This window comes from Promicromonospora sp. NPDC057488, assembly GCF_042802395.1.
Lineage (GTDB): Bacteria > Actinomycetota > Actinomycetes > Actinomycetales > Cellulomonadaceae > Promicromonospora.
The window spans coordinates 14,608-32,006 of record NZ_JBHVEG010000035.1 but is presented as its reverse complement, the minus strand read 5'-3'; the positions used below and the strand labels follow the sequence as shown (position 1 = coordinate 32,006).

The window sequence follows — 17,399 nt, the reverse complement described above, 5'->3', positions numbered from 1 at the left end:
GTGCACGCCTGTGCATAACGACAGCACGACGTGATGGTGGTCTAAAGGGGAACGCCTGGAGGCTTTTGGAGCAATCAACGCTTCTTGGCGTTCCAGGCAACTTCGACAGAGTACCTGATCGCAGGCCGCCCCCTCAAACCGTAGCCGCGGGGTGGTGCGTCACACCGGGACTTTTCCGGCACCGCGTGCACACCGGCACTGCATACGCACCGGGCCCGTGTACGCACCGGGCCCGCGGACGGCCGCACGCGATCGTCCCACGCGCTGGGTACGGTGGGATCCGTCCGAGCGGGTGCCCGGGCAGGCCGGTCGTTCGTGGAACGGGCGCTCGCGACAGCGGGGCCCGTGACACCAGGTGCAGGAGGACAGAACGTGACCGACGTCCACAGCGGCAGCCGGACGGCTGACTCGGGTCCCCAGTCGTACCCGGAGGCCGTCAGGCTCGACGACCCGGGCCTCGTCCGGGCCTGGACCCAGGGCGCGACGGCGGCGCTGCGGCGCGAGCGCGGCGCGATCGACCGCGTCAACGTGTTCCCCGTGGCCGACGCCGACACCGGCACCAACCTGTACCTGACCCTCCGCGAGGGCGACCGGGCGGTCGCCGCCGCACCCGCGGACGCCACAGGTCCGCAGCTCCTGGCGACGCTCGCCCGCGCCGCGCTGCTGGGCGCGCGGGGCAACTCCGGCGTCATCCTCAGCGAGTGGCTGCGCGGCCTGGCCGTCGCGGCCCGGCGCGGCGGCACCGCGGCCGACCTGCTCACACGGGCCGCGGCGTCCGCCCGCTCGGCGGTGGCGGTGCCCGCCGAGGGCACCATCCTCACGGCCGCCGACGCCGCCGGGGCGGCCGCGCGGGCGGCGGTGTCCGGGACTGCCGCCGGGGCACTGCCGGCCGTGACCGCTGCCGCTGCAGCCGCCCGGGCGTCCGCCCGCGCGAGCCGGGACGAGCTCGACGTGCTGCGCAGCGCGGGCGTGCTCGACGCCGGGGCGCTCGGGCTGGTCCTCGTGCTCGACGCGCTCGTCGTCGCCGCAGAGCAGGCGGCCGGAACCGGCTCGGACCTCGGCCCCGCAACCGGCTCGGACGCCGCGCCGGGCACCGAGCCGGGCACCACGCCGGGCACCGCGCGGGGCGGAGAGTCAGGTGGAGTGCCGGGCGGCGTGCCAGGCGGAGTGTCAGTGGTGCGGGGCAGCATGGATGCCGTGAACCTGGACCAGCTCCTCGACGCCGGTGCGCTCCCGAGCGTGCCGGACGCCGCCGACCCCGCGTACCCTGCGCCGGACCCGGCGTCCGGGACCGCCGAGCCGGCGGGCGTCGCGTCGCACGACGCCGGCTCGGGCGGCCTCGAGCTCATGTTCGTCCTCACCCGTCCGGCCGGCGAGGCGTCGGAGACGGTCGCCGCCGGGCTGCGCGCCGCGCTCGCCGAGGTGGGCGACTCGGTGGTCGTGGTCGGCGGCGACTCGGGTACCGGCGCTGCGGTCTGGCAGGCCCACGTGCACACCGACCACCTCGACCAGGCGCTCGCGATCGCCGCCGAGGTCTCTCGCGCGGGGACGCTCGCGCAGGTGCACGTGCGGCACCTCGCCGCGGCCGGTCAGGACGAGTGGGGCGTGGTGGCCGTGACGTCGGCGCCCGGGCTGGCCGCCGAGCTCGCGCACACGGGCGCCGTCGTCCTCCTGTCGGGCGGGCTCGTGGGCAGCACCGTGGAACCACTCACTCCCGACGACGTGGGCCGCGCCGCCGCCTCGACCGGCGCCCGGCGGGTGCTGCTCCTCGGGGCGCCCGACGTGACGGCCGGCATCGAGCAGCCGCTCGACGTCGACGAGCTGATCACCGTGCCCGCGGCCACCGACGTGCACGCCGTCGTCGCGCTCGCCGCCCTCGGCACCCTGCTGCCCCTCGGCCTGCCGGACGACGTCGGCGTCCCCGACCCGGTCGACGCCAGGGCCCTCGTGGGCGAGGCGCTCGCGGGCCTGACGGTGCGCGCCGTGCCGGGTACGGACGCCGTCGAGACACTGCGGGCGTCGGCCGGGCCCGGGACCACCGTGGTCACGGCGCTGCTCGACGCCGACGCGCCCGCGGACCTGGCCGACCGGCTCACCGCCGTCCTCGGGGAGCGGGCGCCGGACGCCGAGCTCGTCGTCCTGGCGACCGGCCGCCCGGGCGACGGCGTGCACCTCGGCACGGAGACCGACAACCCGGAGACCGACGGCCCGGAGACCGACGTCCCGGAGGTGGACGCATGAGCGAACGGACGGACGAGCGGCTGGAGCGGGCGTTCGACAAGCGGACGGCGACCGCCCTGGGCAAGCTCGGCCTGACGACCGTGGGCGACCTGCTGGGCCACTACCCGCGCCGGTACGCCGACCCGGGCGCCCTGACGGACATCGCGGCGCTCGAGGTGGGCGAGCACGTCACGATCCTGGCCCGGGTCGAGCAGGCGACCGTGCGGGCCATGCGCAACCGCAAGGGGGCGCTCATGGAGGTGGTGGTCACCGACGGGAGCAGCCGCCTGTCGCTCACCTTCTTCGGCAAGCACCGCGGCTCGCTGTACAACCACGAGAAGCGGCTGGTCCCGGGCGCCAAGGGCCTGTTCACGGGCACCGTCGGCCTCTACCGGGGCACGCGCCAGCTCACGCACCCGGACTTCACGCTGATGGGCGAGGAGTCCGACCTCGACAGCGACGAGGCGCTGCTGGAGCACGCCACGAAACCCATCCCGATCTACCCGGCCGCAGCGGGCATCCCCAGCTGGAAGGTCCAGGGCGCGCTGCGCGTCGTGCTGGACACGCTCGCCGACGCCGACGTGCCGGACCCGGTGCCCGACGAGGTGCGGGAGCGCCAGGGGCTGCCGGGCCGGGCCGCCGCGCTGCGCAGCCTGCACCGGCCCGCGACGCTGGAGGAGGCGTACCGCGCCCGGCACCGGATGCGGTTCGAGGAGGCGTTCGTGCTGCAGGCCGCGCTCGCGCAGCGCCGGGCCCGCACCGCCGCCGAGGACGCGACCGCCCGCCCGCCGCTGCCCGCCGGGCAGACCGGCATCCTCGCGGACTTCGACGCGTCCCTCCCGTTCACGCTCACCGACGGGCAGCGCGAGGTCGGCGAGGAGATCGCGGACGAGCTGGCCCGCCCGCGCCCGATGCACCGGCTGCTGCAGGGCGAGGTCGGCAGCGGCAAGACCGTGGTCGCGCTGCGCGCCATGCTCCAGGTGGTCGACGCCGGCGGCCAGGCCGCCCTGCTCGCCCCCACCGAGGTGCTCGCCGCCCAGCACGCGCGCACCCTGCGCACCCTGCTGGGCCCCCTGGCCGACGCCGGCACGCTGTTCGGCGCCGGGCGCACGGGCACGAGCACCCAGGTCGCGCTGCTGACCGGCTCGCTCGGGGCCAAGGCCCGCAAGGAGGCCCTGCTGCGCGCCGCCAGCGGCGAGGCCGGGATCGTCGTCGGCACCCACGCGCTGCTGTCGGAGCAGGTGCAGTTCGCCGACCTGGGCCTGGTCGTGGTCGACGAGCAGCACCGGTTCGGCGTCGAGCAGCGGGACGCGCTGCGGGCCAAGGGCCGTGTCTCGCCGCACCTGCTGGTCATGACCGCCACCCCCATCCCGCGCACCGTGGCGATGACCGTGTTCGGCGACCTGGAGACGTCCTCGCTCACCCAGGTCCCCGCCGGACGAGCGGGCATCACCACCGTGGCCGTCCCCGCCGGGAACGTGCGCTGGACCGACCGCACGTGGGCCCGGGTCCGCGAGGAGGTCGACGCGGGCCGCCGCGCCTACGTCGTCTGCGCGCGCATCCACCCGGACGAGGAGCCCGCACCAGGATCCGGCGCGGGCTCCGGCTCCAGCGCCGGCCGGACCGGCCGCGCCGCGGCCAGGGACTTCGACGACGTCCCGGAGTTCCTGGACCCGGGCGACCCCGGCGGCCCGGGCGGCCCGGGCACTGCCGGCGCGGCCGACCGGCCGCCCCTGCGCGCCGTCCTGGAGGTCGCCGAGGAGCTGCGCGGCCGCCCCGAGCTCGCGGGCATCGAGATCGGCGTCCTGCACGGGCAGCTGCCGGCCGACCAGAAGGACGCCGCCATGGCGGCCTTCGCGTCCGGCGAGACCCCCGTGCTCGTCTCCACCACGGTCGTCGAGGTCGGCGTCGACGTCCCCGAGGCCACCGCCATGGTGATCTTCGACGCCGACCGGTTCGGCATCTCCCAGCTGCACCAGCTGCGCGGCCGCGTCGGGCGCGGCAGCGACCCGGGCCTGTGCCTGCTCGTGTCCGACGCCGAGCCCGGCACCCCGGCCCACGCGCGCCTCGAAGCGATGACACAGACCACCGACGGCTTCAAGCTCGCCAACCTCGACCTCGAGCTGCGCAGCGAGGGCGACGTGCTCGGCGCCGCCCAGTCCGGCCGGGCCAGCTCGCTGCGCCTGCTGCGCGTGGTCAAGGACGCCGGCCTCATCGAGGAGGCCCGCACCGCGGCCGCCGACGTCGTCGCCGCCTCCCCGGACCTCACCGAGTTCCCCGAGCTCGCCGCCGCCATCCGGGCCCAGCTCGACGAGGACCAGGAGGAGTTCCTGGAGCGCACGTGACCGTGTGCGACATGGAAAAATCACGTAAATCAAATAACCGGCTTCTTACGCTCGGAACACACAACCGATAGAGTCCCGGCCCGTGACGGTCGACGCCAGGCATGCGATCCACACCAGCGGGCCCGCGAAGACGGCATGGCAGCGCGGGAGGCTGCTCGCGCTCGGTTCCGTCCTGGCCGCCGCCCTCCTCGTGGGCCATGAGTTCGTACCGAACCGCTGGGGCAACCTCGGCAGCCTCGTCCAGTCGTTCCTGCCCTGGCTCGGCCTCGCGGTGCCGCTCGGGATCCTCGCCGCACTGCTGCGCCGCTCGGCGCTCGCGGTCCTCGCCGTCCTGCTGCCGCTCGCGGCCTGGATCTGGGTCTTCCTGCCGCAGCTGCTCCCCGTCGAGGACGCCCGGGGCGACCTGACGGTGGTGCAGCACAACGTCAGCGACACCAACAGCGACGTCGACGGCACCGCGGAGGTCCTGCTCGCGGCCGAGCCGGACGTCGTGACGCTCACCGAGGTGTCCGAGGACGTCGCGGCGCAGTACACGGAGGCGTTCGGCGAGGCGCTCCCGCACCACGAGACCCAGGGCACCGTCGGCATCTGGTCCCGGTTCCCGCTGGAGGACGCGCAGGCCGTGGACATCCGGCCCGAGGGTGTGGACGCCAGCTGGGACCGCTGCCTGCGCGTCGTGATCCAGCGCGAGGGCGCCGCCGTCACCCTGTATGCCGCGCACCTCCCGTCGGTCCGGTTGGGCACGGGCGGCTTCGAGACGGAGCTGCGCAACGCGAGCGCGCTTCACCTCGCGGAGGCGGTCGACGCCGAGCAGGGCGACACGGTCATCGTGGCGGGGGACCTGAACGCCGTGCTGGCCGACGACGCGGTCGCGCCGCTGACGAACCTGGTCACCGCGCCCAGCACGGGCTTCGAGTTCACCTATCCCGCGGTGTTCCCGGTGGCGCAGATCGACCACGTCCTGGCGCGCGGCGCCACCGTCACGGAGACCCGCGCCCTGCCCCGCACGGGCAGCGACCACCTGCCGGTGGTCGCGTACGTGGACACCCCCTGGTCCTGACCCCCGGCCGGTCCTGACCCTCCGGCTGGTCCTGGCCCTCCGGCCGGTCCCGGCCCTCCAGCACCCGACGGATCCGGGCCGGCTCCGGGGGCGGGTTAGGGTTTTCGGCGTGACCAGGATCGTTGCGGGATCGGTGGGCGGGCGGTCCATCGCGGTGCCCGCGAAGGGGACCCGCCCCACCAGCGACCGCGTCCGCGAGGCGATCTTCTCCCGGCTGGAGCACCTCGACGTGCTCGACGGCGCCCGCGTGCTCGACCTCTACGCCGGCTCCGGCGCGCTCGGGCTGGAGGCGGCCAGCCGCGGCGCGACGGCGGTGACGCTGGTGGACAGCGCCCGCCCCGCGGCCGACGTCGCCCGCCGCAACGTCGCCGCCCTCGGCCTGACCGGGGTGCGCGTCACGACCGAGACCGCCGAGCGGTTCGCGGCCTCGCTGACGACCACGGCGTCGAGGCCCGGGTCCGGCACCGGCGCGGCCGGGCTGGACCTCGTCTTCCTCGACCCGCCGTACGACCTCGCCGAGGACGCGCTCGCCCTCGTCCTGACGCACCTGGCCACGCCGGGCGTGCTGGCCGACGGCGCCGTCGTCGTCGTCGAGCGCTCCACGCGCACCCCCGAGCCCGCCTGGCCCGCCGGCCTCGCCCCCTTTGCGCGCAAGGACTACGGCGAGACGGCGGTCTACTACGCCGAGCCCACCGCCGCCGAGCCGTCCGAGACCGAGCCGTCCGACGCACCGCCGTCGGATAGCGTGGGCGCGTGACCACAGTCGTCTGCCCCGGGTCCTTCGACCCCATCACGCTCGGCCACCTCGACGTGGTCCGCCGCGCCGCCACGATGTTCGACGACGTGGTCGTCGGCGTCGCGAAGAACCCCGGCAAGTCGGGCCTGCTGGACCTGGAGACGCGCGCCGGCCTGGTGCGCGCGGCCCTGGAGTCCGCGGGCGAGTCGGGCCTGGCCCGGGTGCGGGTCGCCGTGGTGCCGGGGCTGCTGGTGGACTTCTGCCGGGAGATCGGCGCGGTCGGGGTCGTCAAGGGCCTGCGCGGGGGCGGGGACTTCGACGCCGAGCAGCCGATGGCGCTCATGAACCGGCACCTGTCGGGCGTCGAGACGATCTTCCTGCCGGGGGACCAGCGCTACGCGCACGTCGCGTCGTCGCTGGTCAAGGACATCGTGCGGCACGGCGGGCCGGTCGACGACCTGGTCCCGGCCGGCGTGCCGGAGGCCCTGCGGGCCGCGCTGGGGCAGCCCGCCGCGGGCTCGTGAGGCCTCTCACTCGGCACGGGCGCGCGTAACGCCCGTTCCATGTCGTAGGATTGCTTTTTGGTCCCTGGCGTGACGTCGTGCGCCGGTCCAACCCCCTTCATCGTCCGATCGGACGCTGTCCTTCTCCTGCCCTCATCGGAGCCCGTTATCTCCCGCGAACCGAACTCGCCGCTCGTGCTCGACACGCACGAGCTCTCTCGGCGTGCCGGATCGATGCGTACGCACAGCGCGACCGTGCAGGCGCCGTCGGACCTCGGCACCGCCGTGATCGGTATCCCGGAGGGTTCTGACCTGGAGCTGGATCTGCGGCTCGAGTCCGTGATGGAGGGTGTGCTGGTCTCCGGCACGGTCCGCGGCACTGCCAAGGGTGAGTGCAGCCGCTGCCTCGACGACATCTCCCGTGACCTCACGGTCGACGTCACCGAGCTGTTCGCCTACCCCGAGCGTGCCGCTGCGTCGGCCGAGGCGGGGGACACGGACGTGGAGGACGAGGAGTCCGTCCTCAAGGACGACATGGCTGACCTGGAGCCCTCGCTTCGGGATTCGGTCGTGACTGCACTACCATTTCAACCGTTGTGCCGGGAGGACTGCCCTGGCCTGTGCTCCGAGTGTGGAGCGCGCCTGGCTGACGACCCCGGTCATCACCATGACGTTGTCGACCCTCGTTGGTCGGCGCTACAGAGCATGCTCGAATCTACGAGCGTGTCGGACGAGACGAAAGAGAGCTAGCCGTGGCTGTTCCGAAGCGCAAGATGTCGCGCAGCAACACCCGTGCGCGTCGCTCGCAGTGGAAGACCACCGCAGCGACCCTCACGACCTGCCCGCAGTGCCAGGCCAACAAGCTGCCGCACACGGCGTGCCCGACGTGCGGCACCTACAAGGGCCGCACGTACCGCGACGCCCTGAAGACCGTCCACGCGGGCTGACGTGGCCAAGGGCGGGACGTCGCCGGCAAGGCCGGAACCTACCGCGCTGCTCGAGAAGCTCGGGGTCCATCTGGACCCCGAGCTTCTTGTGCTGGCACTGACCCACCGGTCGTTCGCACACGAGGCCGGGGGCATCCCCACCAACGAGCGCCTGGAGTTCCTGGGCGACACCGTGCTGGGGCTCGTGGTCACGGAGGCGCTGTACCGGCGTCACCCGGACCAGTCGGAGGGCGACCTGGCGCGCATGCGCGCCGCGACGGTGTCGCAGCGTGCCCTCGCCGCGGTGGCGCGGAACCTCGGCCTGGGCAAGTACGTGCTGCTCGGCAAGGGTGAGATCCGCACGCGCGGCTTCGAGAAGGACTCCATCCTGTCCGACACGGTCGAGGCCCTGATCGGCGCTACCTATCTGTCGCACGGCCTGGAGACCTCGCGCGCGCTGGTGCACCGGCTGGTGGACTCGACGCTCGACGTCGCCGCCGGGCTGGGCGCCGGCCTGGACTGGAAGACTTCCCTGCAGGAGGCCTCCGCCGAGCGCGGTCTCGGTTCGCCGGACTACATCGCCACGTTCGAGGGCCCGGAGCACGCGCGCGTGTTCCACTCGACCGTCGTGATCGACGGCGTCACCTACGGGTCCGGCTCCGGCACGGCGAAGAAGCACGCCGAGCAGGGCGCCGCCGAGGAGACCTACCGGGCCCTGCTGGAGAAGTTCCCGCTGCCCGGGGCCGACGGCGCCGATGCTTCGGCCGGGAAGTCGGCCGACGGCAAGGCTGCCGAGAACAAGGCTGCCGCCGAGAGCAAGGCTGCCGCGAGCAAGGCGCCGGCCGCCGGTGCCTGAGCTGCCCGAGGTCGAGACCGTCCGTGACGGTCTCGACCGCCTGGTCGTCGGCGCGACGGTGCGCGACGTCGAGGTCTTCCGCGAGTACAGCGTCCGCAGGCACGACGGCGGACCGGACTCCTTCCGCGACCAGCTCGCCGGACGGCGGCTGGCGGCCGCCGTGCGCCGCGGCAAGTTCCTCTGGCTGCCGCTGACGGAGCCCACAGCGCTGGTCGAGCCGACCGCGCTGGTCGAGCCGACCGCGCTGGTCGAGCCCACCACGCTGGTCGAGCCCACCGCGCTGGTCGAGCCCACCGCGCTGGTCGAGCCCGTCGAGACCCGGCCCGTCGCAGCGCTGCTGGCCCACCTCGGCATGTCGGGCCAGCTCCTGGTCCGTGGCGCGACACCGAGCGCCGCGACGCCGAGCGGCGAACCGGCGCACTCAGCCGTCCCGGTGGGCGCCGCCAGCCCCGAGGACGACTGGCAGCACCCGCACCTGCGGGTTCGCCTGCACCTGGAGGATGCGCCGTCGGGCGCGCGGTACCTCGACTTCGTGGACCAGCGCACGTTCGGGCACCTGAGCGTCCAGGACCTGGTGCCCGACGGGACGAGCGCGACCGTCCCCGCCGGGTACGGCTCCGACCTGTCCGTGCTGCCCGAGCCCGTGGCGCACATCGCCCGAGACCTGCTCGACCCGAACCTGGACCTGGATGCCCTGGTGAGCCGGGTCAGGCGTCGGCGGACGCAGGTCAAGCGCGCCCTGCTGGACCAGACCGTGGTCTCCGGCGTGGGCAACATCTACGCCGACGAGGCGCTGTGGCGGGCGCAGGTGCACTGGGCCCGGCCCACGGACAAGCTCAAGGCCGCGGACGTGCGCCGCGTGCTGGACTCCGCGGCCGAGGTGATGCGCGAGGCGCTGGTCCAGGGCGGCACGAGCTTCGACGAGCTGTACGTCAACGTGAACGGGCAGTCGGGCTACTTCGACCGGTCGCTCGCCGTGTACGGGCGCGAGAACGAGGAGTGCCGCCGCTGCGGCGCGCTGGTGCGCCGGGACGCGTTCATGAACCGGTCGTCGTTCAGCTGTCCGGTCTGCCAGCCCAAGCCCCGCGGTCTCTGACCGCACCCGGCCGACGACCGCACCCGGCCGACGACCACGCCCGCCGGGCGCCGGCCGACCGGTCGGCGCTCGACGGGAGCGGATCAGCGGCCGGCCACGTTGCGCAGCTCGCCGCCCGTGCGCCAGGCCGTGAGCTGCTCGGCGAGGAAGCGGGCCGCGCCGCGGGGCCGCCCGCCCGCGACGTGCGGCGTCAGGATCAGGTTCGGCACGTCCCAGAGCGGCGAGTCCGCGGGCAGCGGCTCGGTCTCCATGACGTCCAGCGCCGCACCCGCGAGCCGGCCGGAGCGCAGCGCGTCCTCCAGGGCGGCCTCGTCCACGGTCGCCCCGCGGCCCACGTTCACGAACCGCGCCGACGACGGCAGCAGGCCGAGCAGCCGCGCGTCGAGGATGTGCCGCGTGGCGGGCACGGCCGGCAGCAGCGAGATCAGCAGGTCGGTCTCGGCCAGCAGCGCGTCGAGGCCGCCGGCGTCGACCACCGGGTAGCCGGAGCGCTCGCCCGCGCGCGAGGCGACACCCCTTACCTGCGCGCCCAGCGCGGTCAGCAGCGGTGCCAGGCGCAGGGCGATGGAGCCGAAGCCCCAGATGGTCACGCGCGCGCCGTCGAGCGTGTACTCGCGGCCGGTCACGCCGTCGGCCTGGGCGAACGCGATCTCCTTGGCCCAGCGGTGCTCCCGCTGCGCCTCCAGCGACTGGTCGATGCGGCGCACCGACGCCAGGATCAGCGCCAGGGCGTGCTCGGTCACGGTGTCGTCGTGCAGGGACTGGCCGGAGGAGATCACGACGTCGGGCGCGAACCCGGAGCGCAGCGCGACGTCGGGACCCGCCGACAGGGTCTGCACCCAGCGCAGCCTGGTGAGCCGCTCCGCGGCGTCGGCCACGATCTTGGGCGGGCTGGACCACGTGACGAGCAGCTCCGCGTCGGTGTGCTCGGCGGGGATCGGCTCGGTCATCGCGTAGGTGGCGACGGTGTCGGTGCCGCCGGGTGCGAAGGAGGCTCCGCCGTCGGGCAGCAGGGACGGGAAGTCGAGGTCGAAGGGCACGTCCGGTACGAGGATCTTCACGCCGGGGACGTTACCCGACGGGGCGACGAAGCAGAGCGCCCGTCCGGCCGGTCCGAGGAGGTCCTCGGGACGGCCGGGCGGGCGCCCTGTGCTGGGGGTCTTGCGAGTCGTGCGGGTACTGCGTGATGTGCCGGAAGGCGTCAGCCCGTCACCCGGATGAACACCGGGTTGTTCTGCCACATCTCCGTGTAGTGCACGGGGACGCCCGCCTGCTGGGCCTCCACGACCATGCCGTTGCCCGCGTACAGCGAGACGTGGCCGGACGTCCAGACGATGTCGCCCGGCTGGGCCTCCGCGGCGGAGACCTGGTAGCCGACGGTCGACATCGAGGCCGAGCTGTGGGGGAGGCTGACGCCGAGCTTGCCGTAGACGTACTGGATGAGCCCGGAGCAGTCGAAGCCGCTGGGGGAGGCTCCGCCCCACACGTAGGGCACGCCCACGTACTCGAGGGCGAGGTTGACGGCCTGCTGGCCCAGGCCCGCGGAGGACGCGGCGGCCTTGGCCGCGACGGCCTCTGCCTCGGCCGCTGCGGCCTCGGCGGCTGCCTTCGCCTCCGCCTCGGCCTTCGCCTTGGCTTCCGCCTCGGCCTTGGCGCGTGCCTCGGCCTCCGCCTTCGCCTTGGCCTCGGCGATGCCGGCCTTGGTCTCGGCGTACGGGGTCACGCTGACGCGGCCCTGCTCGGCCCAGAAGTCGGCGTCCTGCGCGACCTCGACCTTGGTCACGAGGTTCTCGGCGAGACCCGCGCGGGCTGTGCTGTCGAACGTCTTGTTGGCGAGGGTGGTCTGGGTGTGGCCCTCGGCGGGCGCGGTGTGGGCGGTCTGGGTGAAGACCGACGCGAGCATGCCGGAGGTGACTACCGCGATCGCGCCGGTCCGGGCGGCGTTCTCGGCTGCTGTCTGGGTCAGAGCGGTGAAGGGGGTGAGAGCGGGGCCCTCGGCGCGATGCCGCGCCCGGTTGCTGGGTCGGTTTACCTGGTCGTCCGCCCAGTCCTGGGTGCGGTCGGTGAGTACGGTCACCAGTGATCTCCTCGGACGCCTACGAAGTGAGCTGTCGGGTTCGGATGGGGAGAGCAATCACCCGGCCTCACGAGGAGGCTTCACCCCGAGGACACTCGCGTGCCCGGCTTACTTGGTTCCCCCGCCCCTGTCACGTTCTGGCTGCTCAGGACCGGTGACAGGGTTCGGCGTCCGGACCTGGACCTACCCGTTGCTGGGGAGGCGAGATCGACCGTACTCGCCCGCCGCGCAATTGTCACGATTAGGTCACATACCGTCTTGTGATGGAACGTTCCTGGCAATGAGTGCCCCGTGCCACCATGGCGTGCATGTCCGATTCCACGCTTGACCCCCTGGGCGCCCGGTACGACGTCGTGGTCGTGGGCGCCGGTCACAACGGCCTCACCGCGGCGGCCTACGCGGCCCGCGGCGGGCGCTCGGTCCTCGTCCTGGAGCGCGCGGACCACGTCGGGGGCGCCGCCGTCTCGGCCCGCCCCTTCGCGGGCGTCGACGCCCGCCTGTCCCGCTACTCCTACCTCGTCTCGCTCCTGCCGCGCCGCGTGGTCGACGAGCTCGGCCTGCCGATCCGCCTCGTGCGCCGACGGTGGTCGTCCTACACCCCGGTGGCCGACGGTGGCCTGCTCGTCGACACCCAGGACGACGCCGCCACGCGCGCCTCGTTCCGCCGGCTCACCGGGTCCGACGCCGACTTCGAGGCCTGGGGCCGGTTCTACGCGATGACCGCCGAGGTGGCCCGCCGCCTCGCGCCCACGCTCACCGAACCCCTGCTCCCGCGCTCCGCCGTCCGCGAACTCGTGACCGACGGCGTGGGCGAGGAGGCGTGGCGCGCCCTGTTCGAGGAGCCCCTCGGTGAGGTGCTGCGCCGCACCTTCACCGACGACGTCGTCCGCGGCGTCGCCGCCACCGACGGGCTGATCGGCACGTTCGCCGACGTCGACGAGCCGTCCCTGCGGCAGAACCGCTGCTTCCTCTACCACGTGATCGGCAACGGGACCGGCGACTGGGACGTCCCCGTGGGCGGCATGGGCGCCGTCTCGGGCGCCCTGCGCGACGCTGCCCTGGCCGCCGGCGCGACGATCGTCACCTCGGCCACGGTGACCGCGGTGGACCCGGGGGCCGTGGGCGCCGAGGTGGCCTGGACCGACGCCGGCGGGCGCACGCGCGGCGTGACGGCCGGGCACGTGCTCGCGGGGTGTGCGCCGGCCGAGCTGGACCGGCTGCTGGCCGGGGCCGGGCGGGGCGCCGCGTCGGGGGAGGTGCGCGGGGGTGTGGACGCAGGTGTGGCCGGGGGTGTGGCCGGTGGTGTGGCCGGGCCCGAGGGGGCGCAGCTCAAGGTGAACATGCTGCTCGACCGGCTGCCGAGGCTGCGGGACGACGTCGACCCCGTCGCGGCGTTCAGCGGGACGCTGCACGTCAACGAGTCGCTGACGCAGCTCCAGGACGCCTACACGCAGGCCGCCGCCGGGCGCATCCCCGACCTGCCGCCCAGCGAGATCTACTGCCACACGCTGTCGGACCGCAGCATCCTCGGCCCGTCGCTGGCCGGGACCGAGGCGCAGACCATCACGCTGTTCGGGCTGCACATGCCGGCCCGGCTCTTCCGCGCGGACCCCGACGGGGCCCGCGAGCGGGCGCTCGCGGCGACGCTCGCCTCGCTGAACTCGGTGCTGGCCGACCCGATCGAGGACGTGCTCGCGGTCGACGCCGACGGCGCGCCCTGCCTGGAGGTCCGCACGCCGGTGGACCTGGAGGGCGACGTCGGGCTGCCGGGCGGGCACATCTTCCACCGCGACCTGAGCTGGCCGTTCGCGGAGGACTTCGCGGAGGACAGGGCCGGGGCTGGGGCTGGCACCGGAGCCGTCAGCGGGACCGCGACCTGGGTCGACCCGGGGTCGGCGTCGGGTGCGGCCGAACGTTGGGGCGTCGCGACGGCGCACCCGCGGGTGCTGCTGGCCGGCGCCGGCGCCCGCCGCGGCGGGGGAGTGAGCGGCATCCCGGGCCGGGCCGCCGCGATGGCGGTCCTGGAGACCCCGGCGACCTGACGCCGTCCGACAAGGCCGTCGACCACAGCAGCTGCTGCCACTACGGCCCCAGCCTGGCAGCAACCGCTGTGCTCGACGCCCCGGTCGTACGACGCCGTGGCTCGGCCCGGCTGACTTCGGTTCAGCAGGCTGCAGGCGACCGTAACGTGGCGGTTGACGGTCGTCCTGAGCCTGCTGAATCTGAGTCAGCCGGGTGGTGCCTCAGCCGGGCAGCTGGTCAGTCGAGGGTCAGGGCCGTTGCCGGGGTGACTCCTGCGGCGCGGCGCGCCGGGAGCACCGCGGCCAGCAGCCCCGCGAGGGCGCCCACCGGGAGGACGGCGGCCAGCTCGAGCCACGGGATCCGCCAGGTCGCGGCGTCGAGGGCCGCCCTCACGAAGGTCTCGTAGCCCACCCAGGCGAACCCGACGCCGAGCACCGTGCCGAGCAGGGCGGCCGTCACGGACAGCAGCACCGCCTCGGTCGCGAGCATCCGCCGCAGCTGCCTGCGGGTGAGCCCGAGCGCCCGCAGCACGGCGTGCTCCCGGGCCCGCTCCAGCACGGAGAGCCCCAGCGTGTTCGCGATCCCGACCAGGGCGATCACCACCGAGATGCCGAGCAGCCCGAGGGTCGCGCCGGTGATGATCCCCAGCATCTGGTCGTCGGCGACCTCGGCCCGTAGCCCGTTGTCGACGTCGGCGCCGACCGTGCCCGCCAGCGTCTCCAGGGCGCCGATCAGGGCGACCGGGTCGGCGTCGGCCGCAGCGCGCACCCAGACTGCGTGCGGCCGGGGCGTGCCCAGGGTCGCCAGCGTGTCGGACGCGACCAGACCGGCGCCGCCCCAGCCGCTACCCGTGGTGACCTGCAGCTCCACCTCGGGGTCTGCGCCGTCGCTCGCTCCGCCGTCGGCCACGGCCAGCACCTTGACCGGGTCGCCGAGCGTGTCCGCGGGGTCGTCGCCGTACACGTCCGTGTCCAGCGCGACCGCGCCGGCCTCCACAGCTGCGAAGGTCCCGCCGTCGCGGGCGACCAGGCCGGCGTCCGGCGCGCTGAGCAGCAGCAGCGGCCGGTCGGCGCCGACGTCGCCGCCAGAATCTCGACCGACGTCGACCAGCACCCCCTCCACCGCGATCGCCTGACCCACCCCGGGCGTCGCGCGGACCTGCTCCAGCACATCGGCGGCGAGCGGCCCGTCCCACGACGTGAGCGCCACGTCGAGCGGGTGTGCGCTGCCGTGGTTCGCGTCCACGGACGCGCGCGTCGTAGCCAGCCCGGTGAGCACCGCCGTCGTCAGGGTCACGCCCACCAGCAGGGACGCCGTCGTGGTGGCGGTGCGGCGCGGGTTGCGCACGGCGTTCTCGGTCGCGAGCCGGCCGCCGGGCCCGAGCAGCGCCCCGATCCCGCGCACCACCCTCGGCACGAGCAGCGGCCCGAACAGGAGCACGCCCGCGAACAGGGCGGCGCCCCCGGCCACCATGCTCACCGCGCTGTCCTGGACCGCCGCCACGGCCAGCAACGCCGCCCCGCCGGCGACGAGCACCGCCCCGAGGACCACGCGGACCCGGCCGGCGCCAGTCCGCGCGTCCACGACGCCGTCGGGCCGCAGCGCCGCCAGCGGGCTCACCCGGACCACGCGCCGGGTCGGCAGCCAGGACGCGAGCATCGTCACCACCAGGCCCACGGCGAACCCGCCCAGCAGCCACCAGACCGGCAGCCGGTCGGGAACGCCCAGCGGGCTGTTCCGGGTGAGCGCCCCGGCCAGCGCGATCAGGCCGTAGCCGAGCCCGATCCCGGCGCCGACCCCGCCCAGCGAGGCGAGCACGCCGACGACGACGGCCTCCCGGCGCACCGACCCCACGACCTGCCGCCGGGTGGCGCCGACGCAGCGCAGGAGCGCGAAGTCGCGCACGCGCTGGGCGAACAGGATCGCGAACGTGTTGGTGATGACCAGGACCGAGACGAGCACGGCGACCCCGGCGAACACCAGCAGGAGCAGTCCCATGGTGTTCACGTTGTTGGTGTGCTGGGCCATGCTCGCGGCAACGTGCTCCTGCGGTGTGACCGCCACCGCGCCGTCGGGCAGCCGGCCGGGGTCGCCCACGACCACCGCCCGGTCCAGCAGCAGGGTGTCGTCGTCGCGCCAGTGCAGCAGCTGGTCGAACGTGATGTACACCGAGGCCTGGCCCAGGTTGGCCGACGCCGCGCCGATCCCGACCACCCGCAGGTCGACCGCGTCGCCGCCCGCGCCGAGCGTGACCGTGTCACCCACAGCGACCGTCATCTCCTGCGCGGTCCAGGCGTCCACCACGGCCTCGCCCTCCCGCTCGGGAAAGCGGCCCGAGTCGAGGGTCTGCCAGCGCAGCCGCGGCAGGTCGGCGATCGACCCGACGAACTTGCCGGCGGCCTGCTCCTCGCCCGCCCGCAGCGGCAGGGTCGCGCTGCCGAGCACCGCCACCTCGTCCCCGTGCTGGGCGGCGTAGGTGATGGCGTTCTGCGTGCCGAGGTTCGTGACGACGTAGTCGGCGCCGGCGAACGGGGCGCCCATGCCCGCCATGATCCGGTTCTGGGTCCCCGTCGTGAGCACGCCCACGGCCACCACGAACGCGACCGCGACGACGACGGCGGTCCCCGCCGCGACGTACCGCCGCAGGTGCCGGCGCAACGAGGCGAGAAGAACGGTACGCATCAGGCGATCAGCCCGTCCTGCACGGTGACGACGTCGTCGGCGTACGCCGCGGCGTCCGGCTCGTGGGTGACCATGACGACCGTCTGACCGAGCTCGCGCGCCGACCGCCGCAGGTGGTCCAGCACCTCCGCCGACGTCGTGCTGTCCAGGTTGCCCGTGGGCTCGTCGGCGAACAGCAGGCTCGGGGAGGTGATCAGGGCGCGCGCGATCGCGACCCGCTGCTGCTGCCCGCCGGACAGCTCCGCCGGCAGGTGCTCCAGCCGGTCCGCGACGCCCAGGCTCTCGGCGAGCTCGTGCGCGCGCTCGCGGGCGGCGTCGTCGAGCCGGGGGCCGCCCAGCTCCAGCGGGAGGAGGATGTTCTGCCGCGCCGTCAGCATCGGCAACAGGTTGAACGCCTGGAACACGAAGCCGATGCGCTCCCGGCGGAAGACCGTCAGGGCGTCGTCGCCGAGGGAACCGAGGTCCGTGCCGTCGACGACGACGGTCCCGCCGCTCGGCTGGTCGAGCCCCGCCAGGCAGTGCATCAGCGTGGACTTGCCCGACCCGCTCGGCCCCATGATCGCTGTGAACCGGCCGCTCGGGACGTCGAGGTCGACGCCGCGCAGGGCGTGCACCTGGGCCGCGCCGCGGCCGTACGTCTTGGTCAGGCCCCGGGCGCTCGCGGCCGGGGGCCGGCTGCCGGGCTCGCTGCCGGGCTTGCTGCCGGGCTCGCCTGCGGGCCGGGGCGTGGGCCGGCCGGGGCCGGTCTGGGCGGTGTCCCGCCGGGTGGCGGTCGCGGGTGCGCGTCTGCTGGTGGACATGTGCCCAGCCAAGGCAGCGGGCGGTTGCCGGGGTGTATGCGGATTTTGATACGCCCGCGATATACCCCGCCTCCGT

14 protein-coding genes and 1 riboswitch are annotated in these 17,399 nt (G+C 74.5%); of the genes, 10 read left to right on the top strand and 4 right to left on the bottom strand.

Features of this window, described 5'->3' with window-relative positions:
• Positions 1 to 372 precede the first annotated feature (372 nt).
• From ACFU5G_RS09945 to mutM, 9 genes are all read left to right on the top strand, one after another.
• A complete protein-coding gene (locus tag ACFU5G_RS09945; RefSeq protein WP_377243183.1) occupies positions 373 to 2,241 on the top strand; it encodes a DAK2 domain-containing protein in 1,869 nt (622 codons plus the stop codon).
• Positions 2,238 to 4,565 carry an ATP-dependent DNA helicase RecG gene (locus ACFU5G_RS09940; protein ID WP_377243181.1) on the top strand — a complete coding sequence of 776 codons (2,328 nt, stop codon included), beginning with the start codon at positions 2,238 to 2,240 and terminating at the stop codon, positions 4,563 to 4,565. The genes ACFU5G_RS09945 and ACFU5G_RS09940 overlap by 4 nt, the downstream gene beginning before the upstream one ends.
• 82 nt (positions 4,566 to 4,647) lie before the next feature.
• A complete protein-coding gene (locus tag ACFU5G_RS09935; RefSeq protein WP_377243179.1) occupies positions 4,648 to 5,625 on the top strand; it encodes an endonuclease/exonuclease/phosphatase family protein in 978 nt (325 codons plus the stop codon).
• Positions 5,626 to 5,734: 109 nt separating this feature from the next.
• The gene (gene rsmD, locus ACFU5G_RS09930) at positions 5,735 to 6,382 is read left to right on the top strand and encodes a 16S rRNA (guanine(966)-N(2))-methyltransferase RsmD (RefSeq protein ID WP_377243177.1); all 648 of its coding nucleotides are present in this window, start codon (positions 5,735 to 5,737) and stop codon (positions 6,380 to 6,382) included.
• Positions 6,379 to 6,885 (top strand): pantetheine-phosphate adenylyltransferase, encoded by a 507-nt coding sequence (gene coaD / locus ACFU5G_RS09925; protein WP_377243175.1) that lies wholly within the window; start codon positions 6,379 to 6,381, stop codon positions 6,883 to 6,885. The genes rsmD and coaD overlap by 4 nt, the downstream gene beginning before the upstream one ends.
• A 174-nt stretch (positions 6,886 to 7,059) precedes the next feature.
• The gene (locus ACFU5G_RS09920) at positions 7,060 to 7,614 is read left to right on the top strand and encodes a YceD family protein (RefSeq protein WP_377243173.1); all 555 of its coding nucleotides are present in this window, start codon (positions 7,060 to 7,062) and stop codon (positions 7,612 to 7,614) included.
• A gap of 2 nt (positions 7,615 to 7,616) precedes the next feature.
• Complete coding sequence (gene rpmF / locus ACFU5G_RS09915) at positions 7,617 to 7,811, top strand: 50S ribosomal protein L32 (RefSeq protein ID WP_026365388.1); 195 nt, start codon at positions 7,617 to 7,619, stop codon at positions 7,809 to 7,811.
• A gap of 1 nt (position 7,812) precedes the next feature.
• On the top strand, positions 7,813 to 8,646 hold the full coding sequence (gene rnc, locus ACFU5G_RS09910; RefSeq protein WP_377243172.1) for a ribonuclease III: 834 nt from the start codon (positions 7,813 to 7,815) through the stop codon (positions 8,644 to 8,646).
• Positions 8,639 to 9,742 (top strand): bifunctional DNA-formamidopyrimidine glycosylase/DNA-(apurinic or apyrimidinic site) lyase, encoded by a 1,104-nt coding sequence (gene mutM / locus ACFU5G_RS09905; RefSeq protein ID WP_377243170.1) that lies wholly within the window; start codon positions 8,639 to 8,641, stop codon positions 9,740 to 9,742. The genes rnc and mutM overlap by 8 nt, the downstream gene beginning before the upstream one ends.
• Positions 9,743 to 9,825: 83 nt before the next feature.
• On the opposite strand, the gene ACFU5G_RS09900 is transcribed toward mutM, so the two are convergent.
• Complete coding sequence (locus ACFU5G_RS09900) at positions 9,826 to 10,803, bottom strand: NAD(P)-dependent oxidoreductase (protein WP_377243168.1); 978 nt, start codon at positions 10,801 to 10,803, stop codon at positions 9,826 to 9,828.
• Between the two features lie 140 nt (positions 10,804 to 10,943).
• Complete coding sequence (locus ACFU5G_RS09895) at positions 10,944 to 11,819, bottom strand: C40 family peptidase (RefSeq protein ID WP_377243166.1); 876 nt, start codon at positions 11,817 to 11,819, stop codon at positions 10,944 to 10,946.
• Positions 11,820 to 11,999, bottom strand: a riboswitch (cyclic di-AMP (ydaO/yuaA leader).
• A 128-nt stretch (positions 12,000 to 12,127) separates the two neighbouring features.
• Between ACFU5G_RS09895 and ACFU5G_RS09890 the strand changes: the two genes are divergently transcribed.
• The gene (locus ACFU5G_RS09890; protein ID WP_377243164.1) at positions 12,128 to 13,861 is read left to right on the top strand and encodes a phytoene desaturase family protein; all 1,734 of its coding nucleotides are present in this window, start codon (positions 12,128 to 12,130) and stop codon (positions 13,859 to 13,861) included.
• 217 nt (positions 13,862 to 14,078) lie between these two features.
• Here ACFU5G_RS09890 and ACFU5G_RS09885 read toward each other — a convergent pair whose 3' ends face one another.
• Both ACFU5G_RS09885 and ACFU5G_RS09880 read right to left on the bottom strand, forming a co-directional pair.
• Positions 14,079 to 16,523, bottom strand: coding sequence for an FtsX-like permease family protein (locus tag ACFU5G_RS09885; RefSeq protein WP_377243163.1), 2,445 nt, complete (start codon positions 16,521 to 16,523; stop codon positions 14,079 to 14,081).
• On the bottom strand, positions 16,523 to 17,323 hold the full coding sequence (locus ACFU5G_RS09880) for an ABC transporter ATP-binding protein (protein WP_377243161.1): 801 nt from the start codon (positions 17,321 to 17,323) through the stop codon (positions 16,523 to 16,525). Before ACFU5G_RS09880 ends, ACFU5G_RS09885 begins: the two co-directional genes overlap by 1 nt.
• Positions 17,324 to 17,399: the final 76 nt, after the last annotated feature.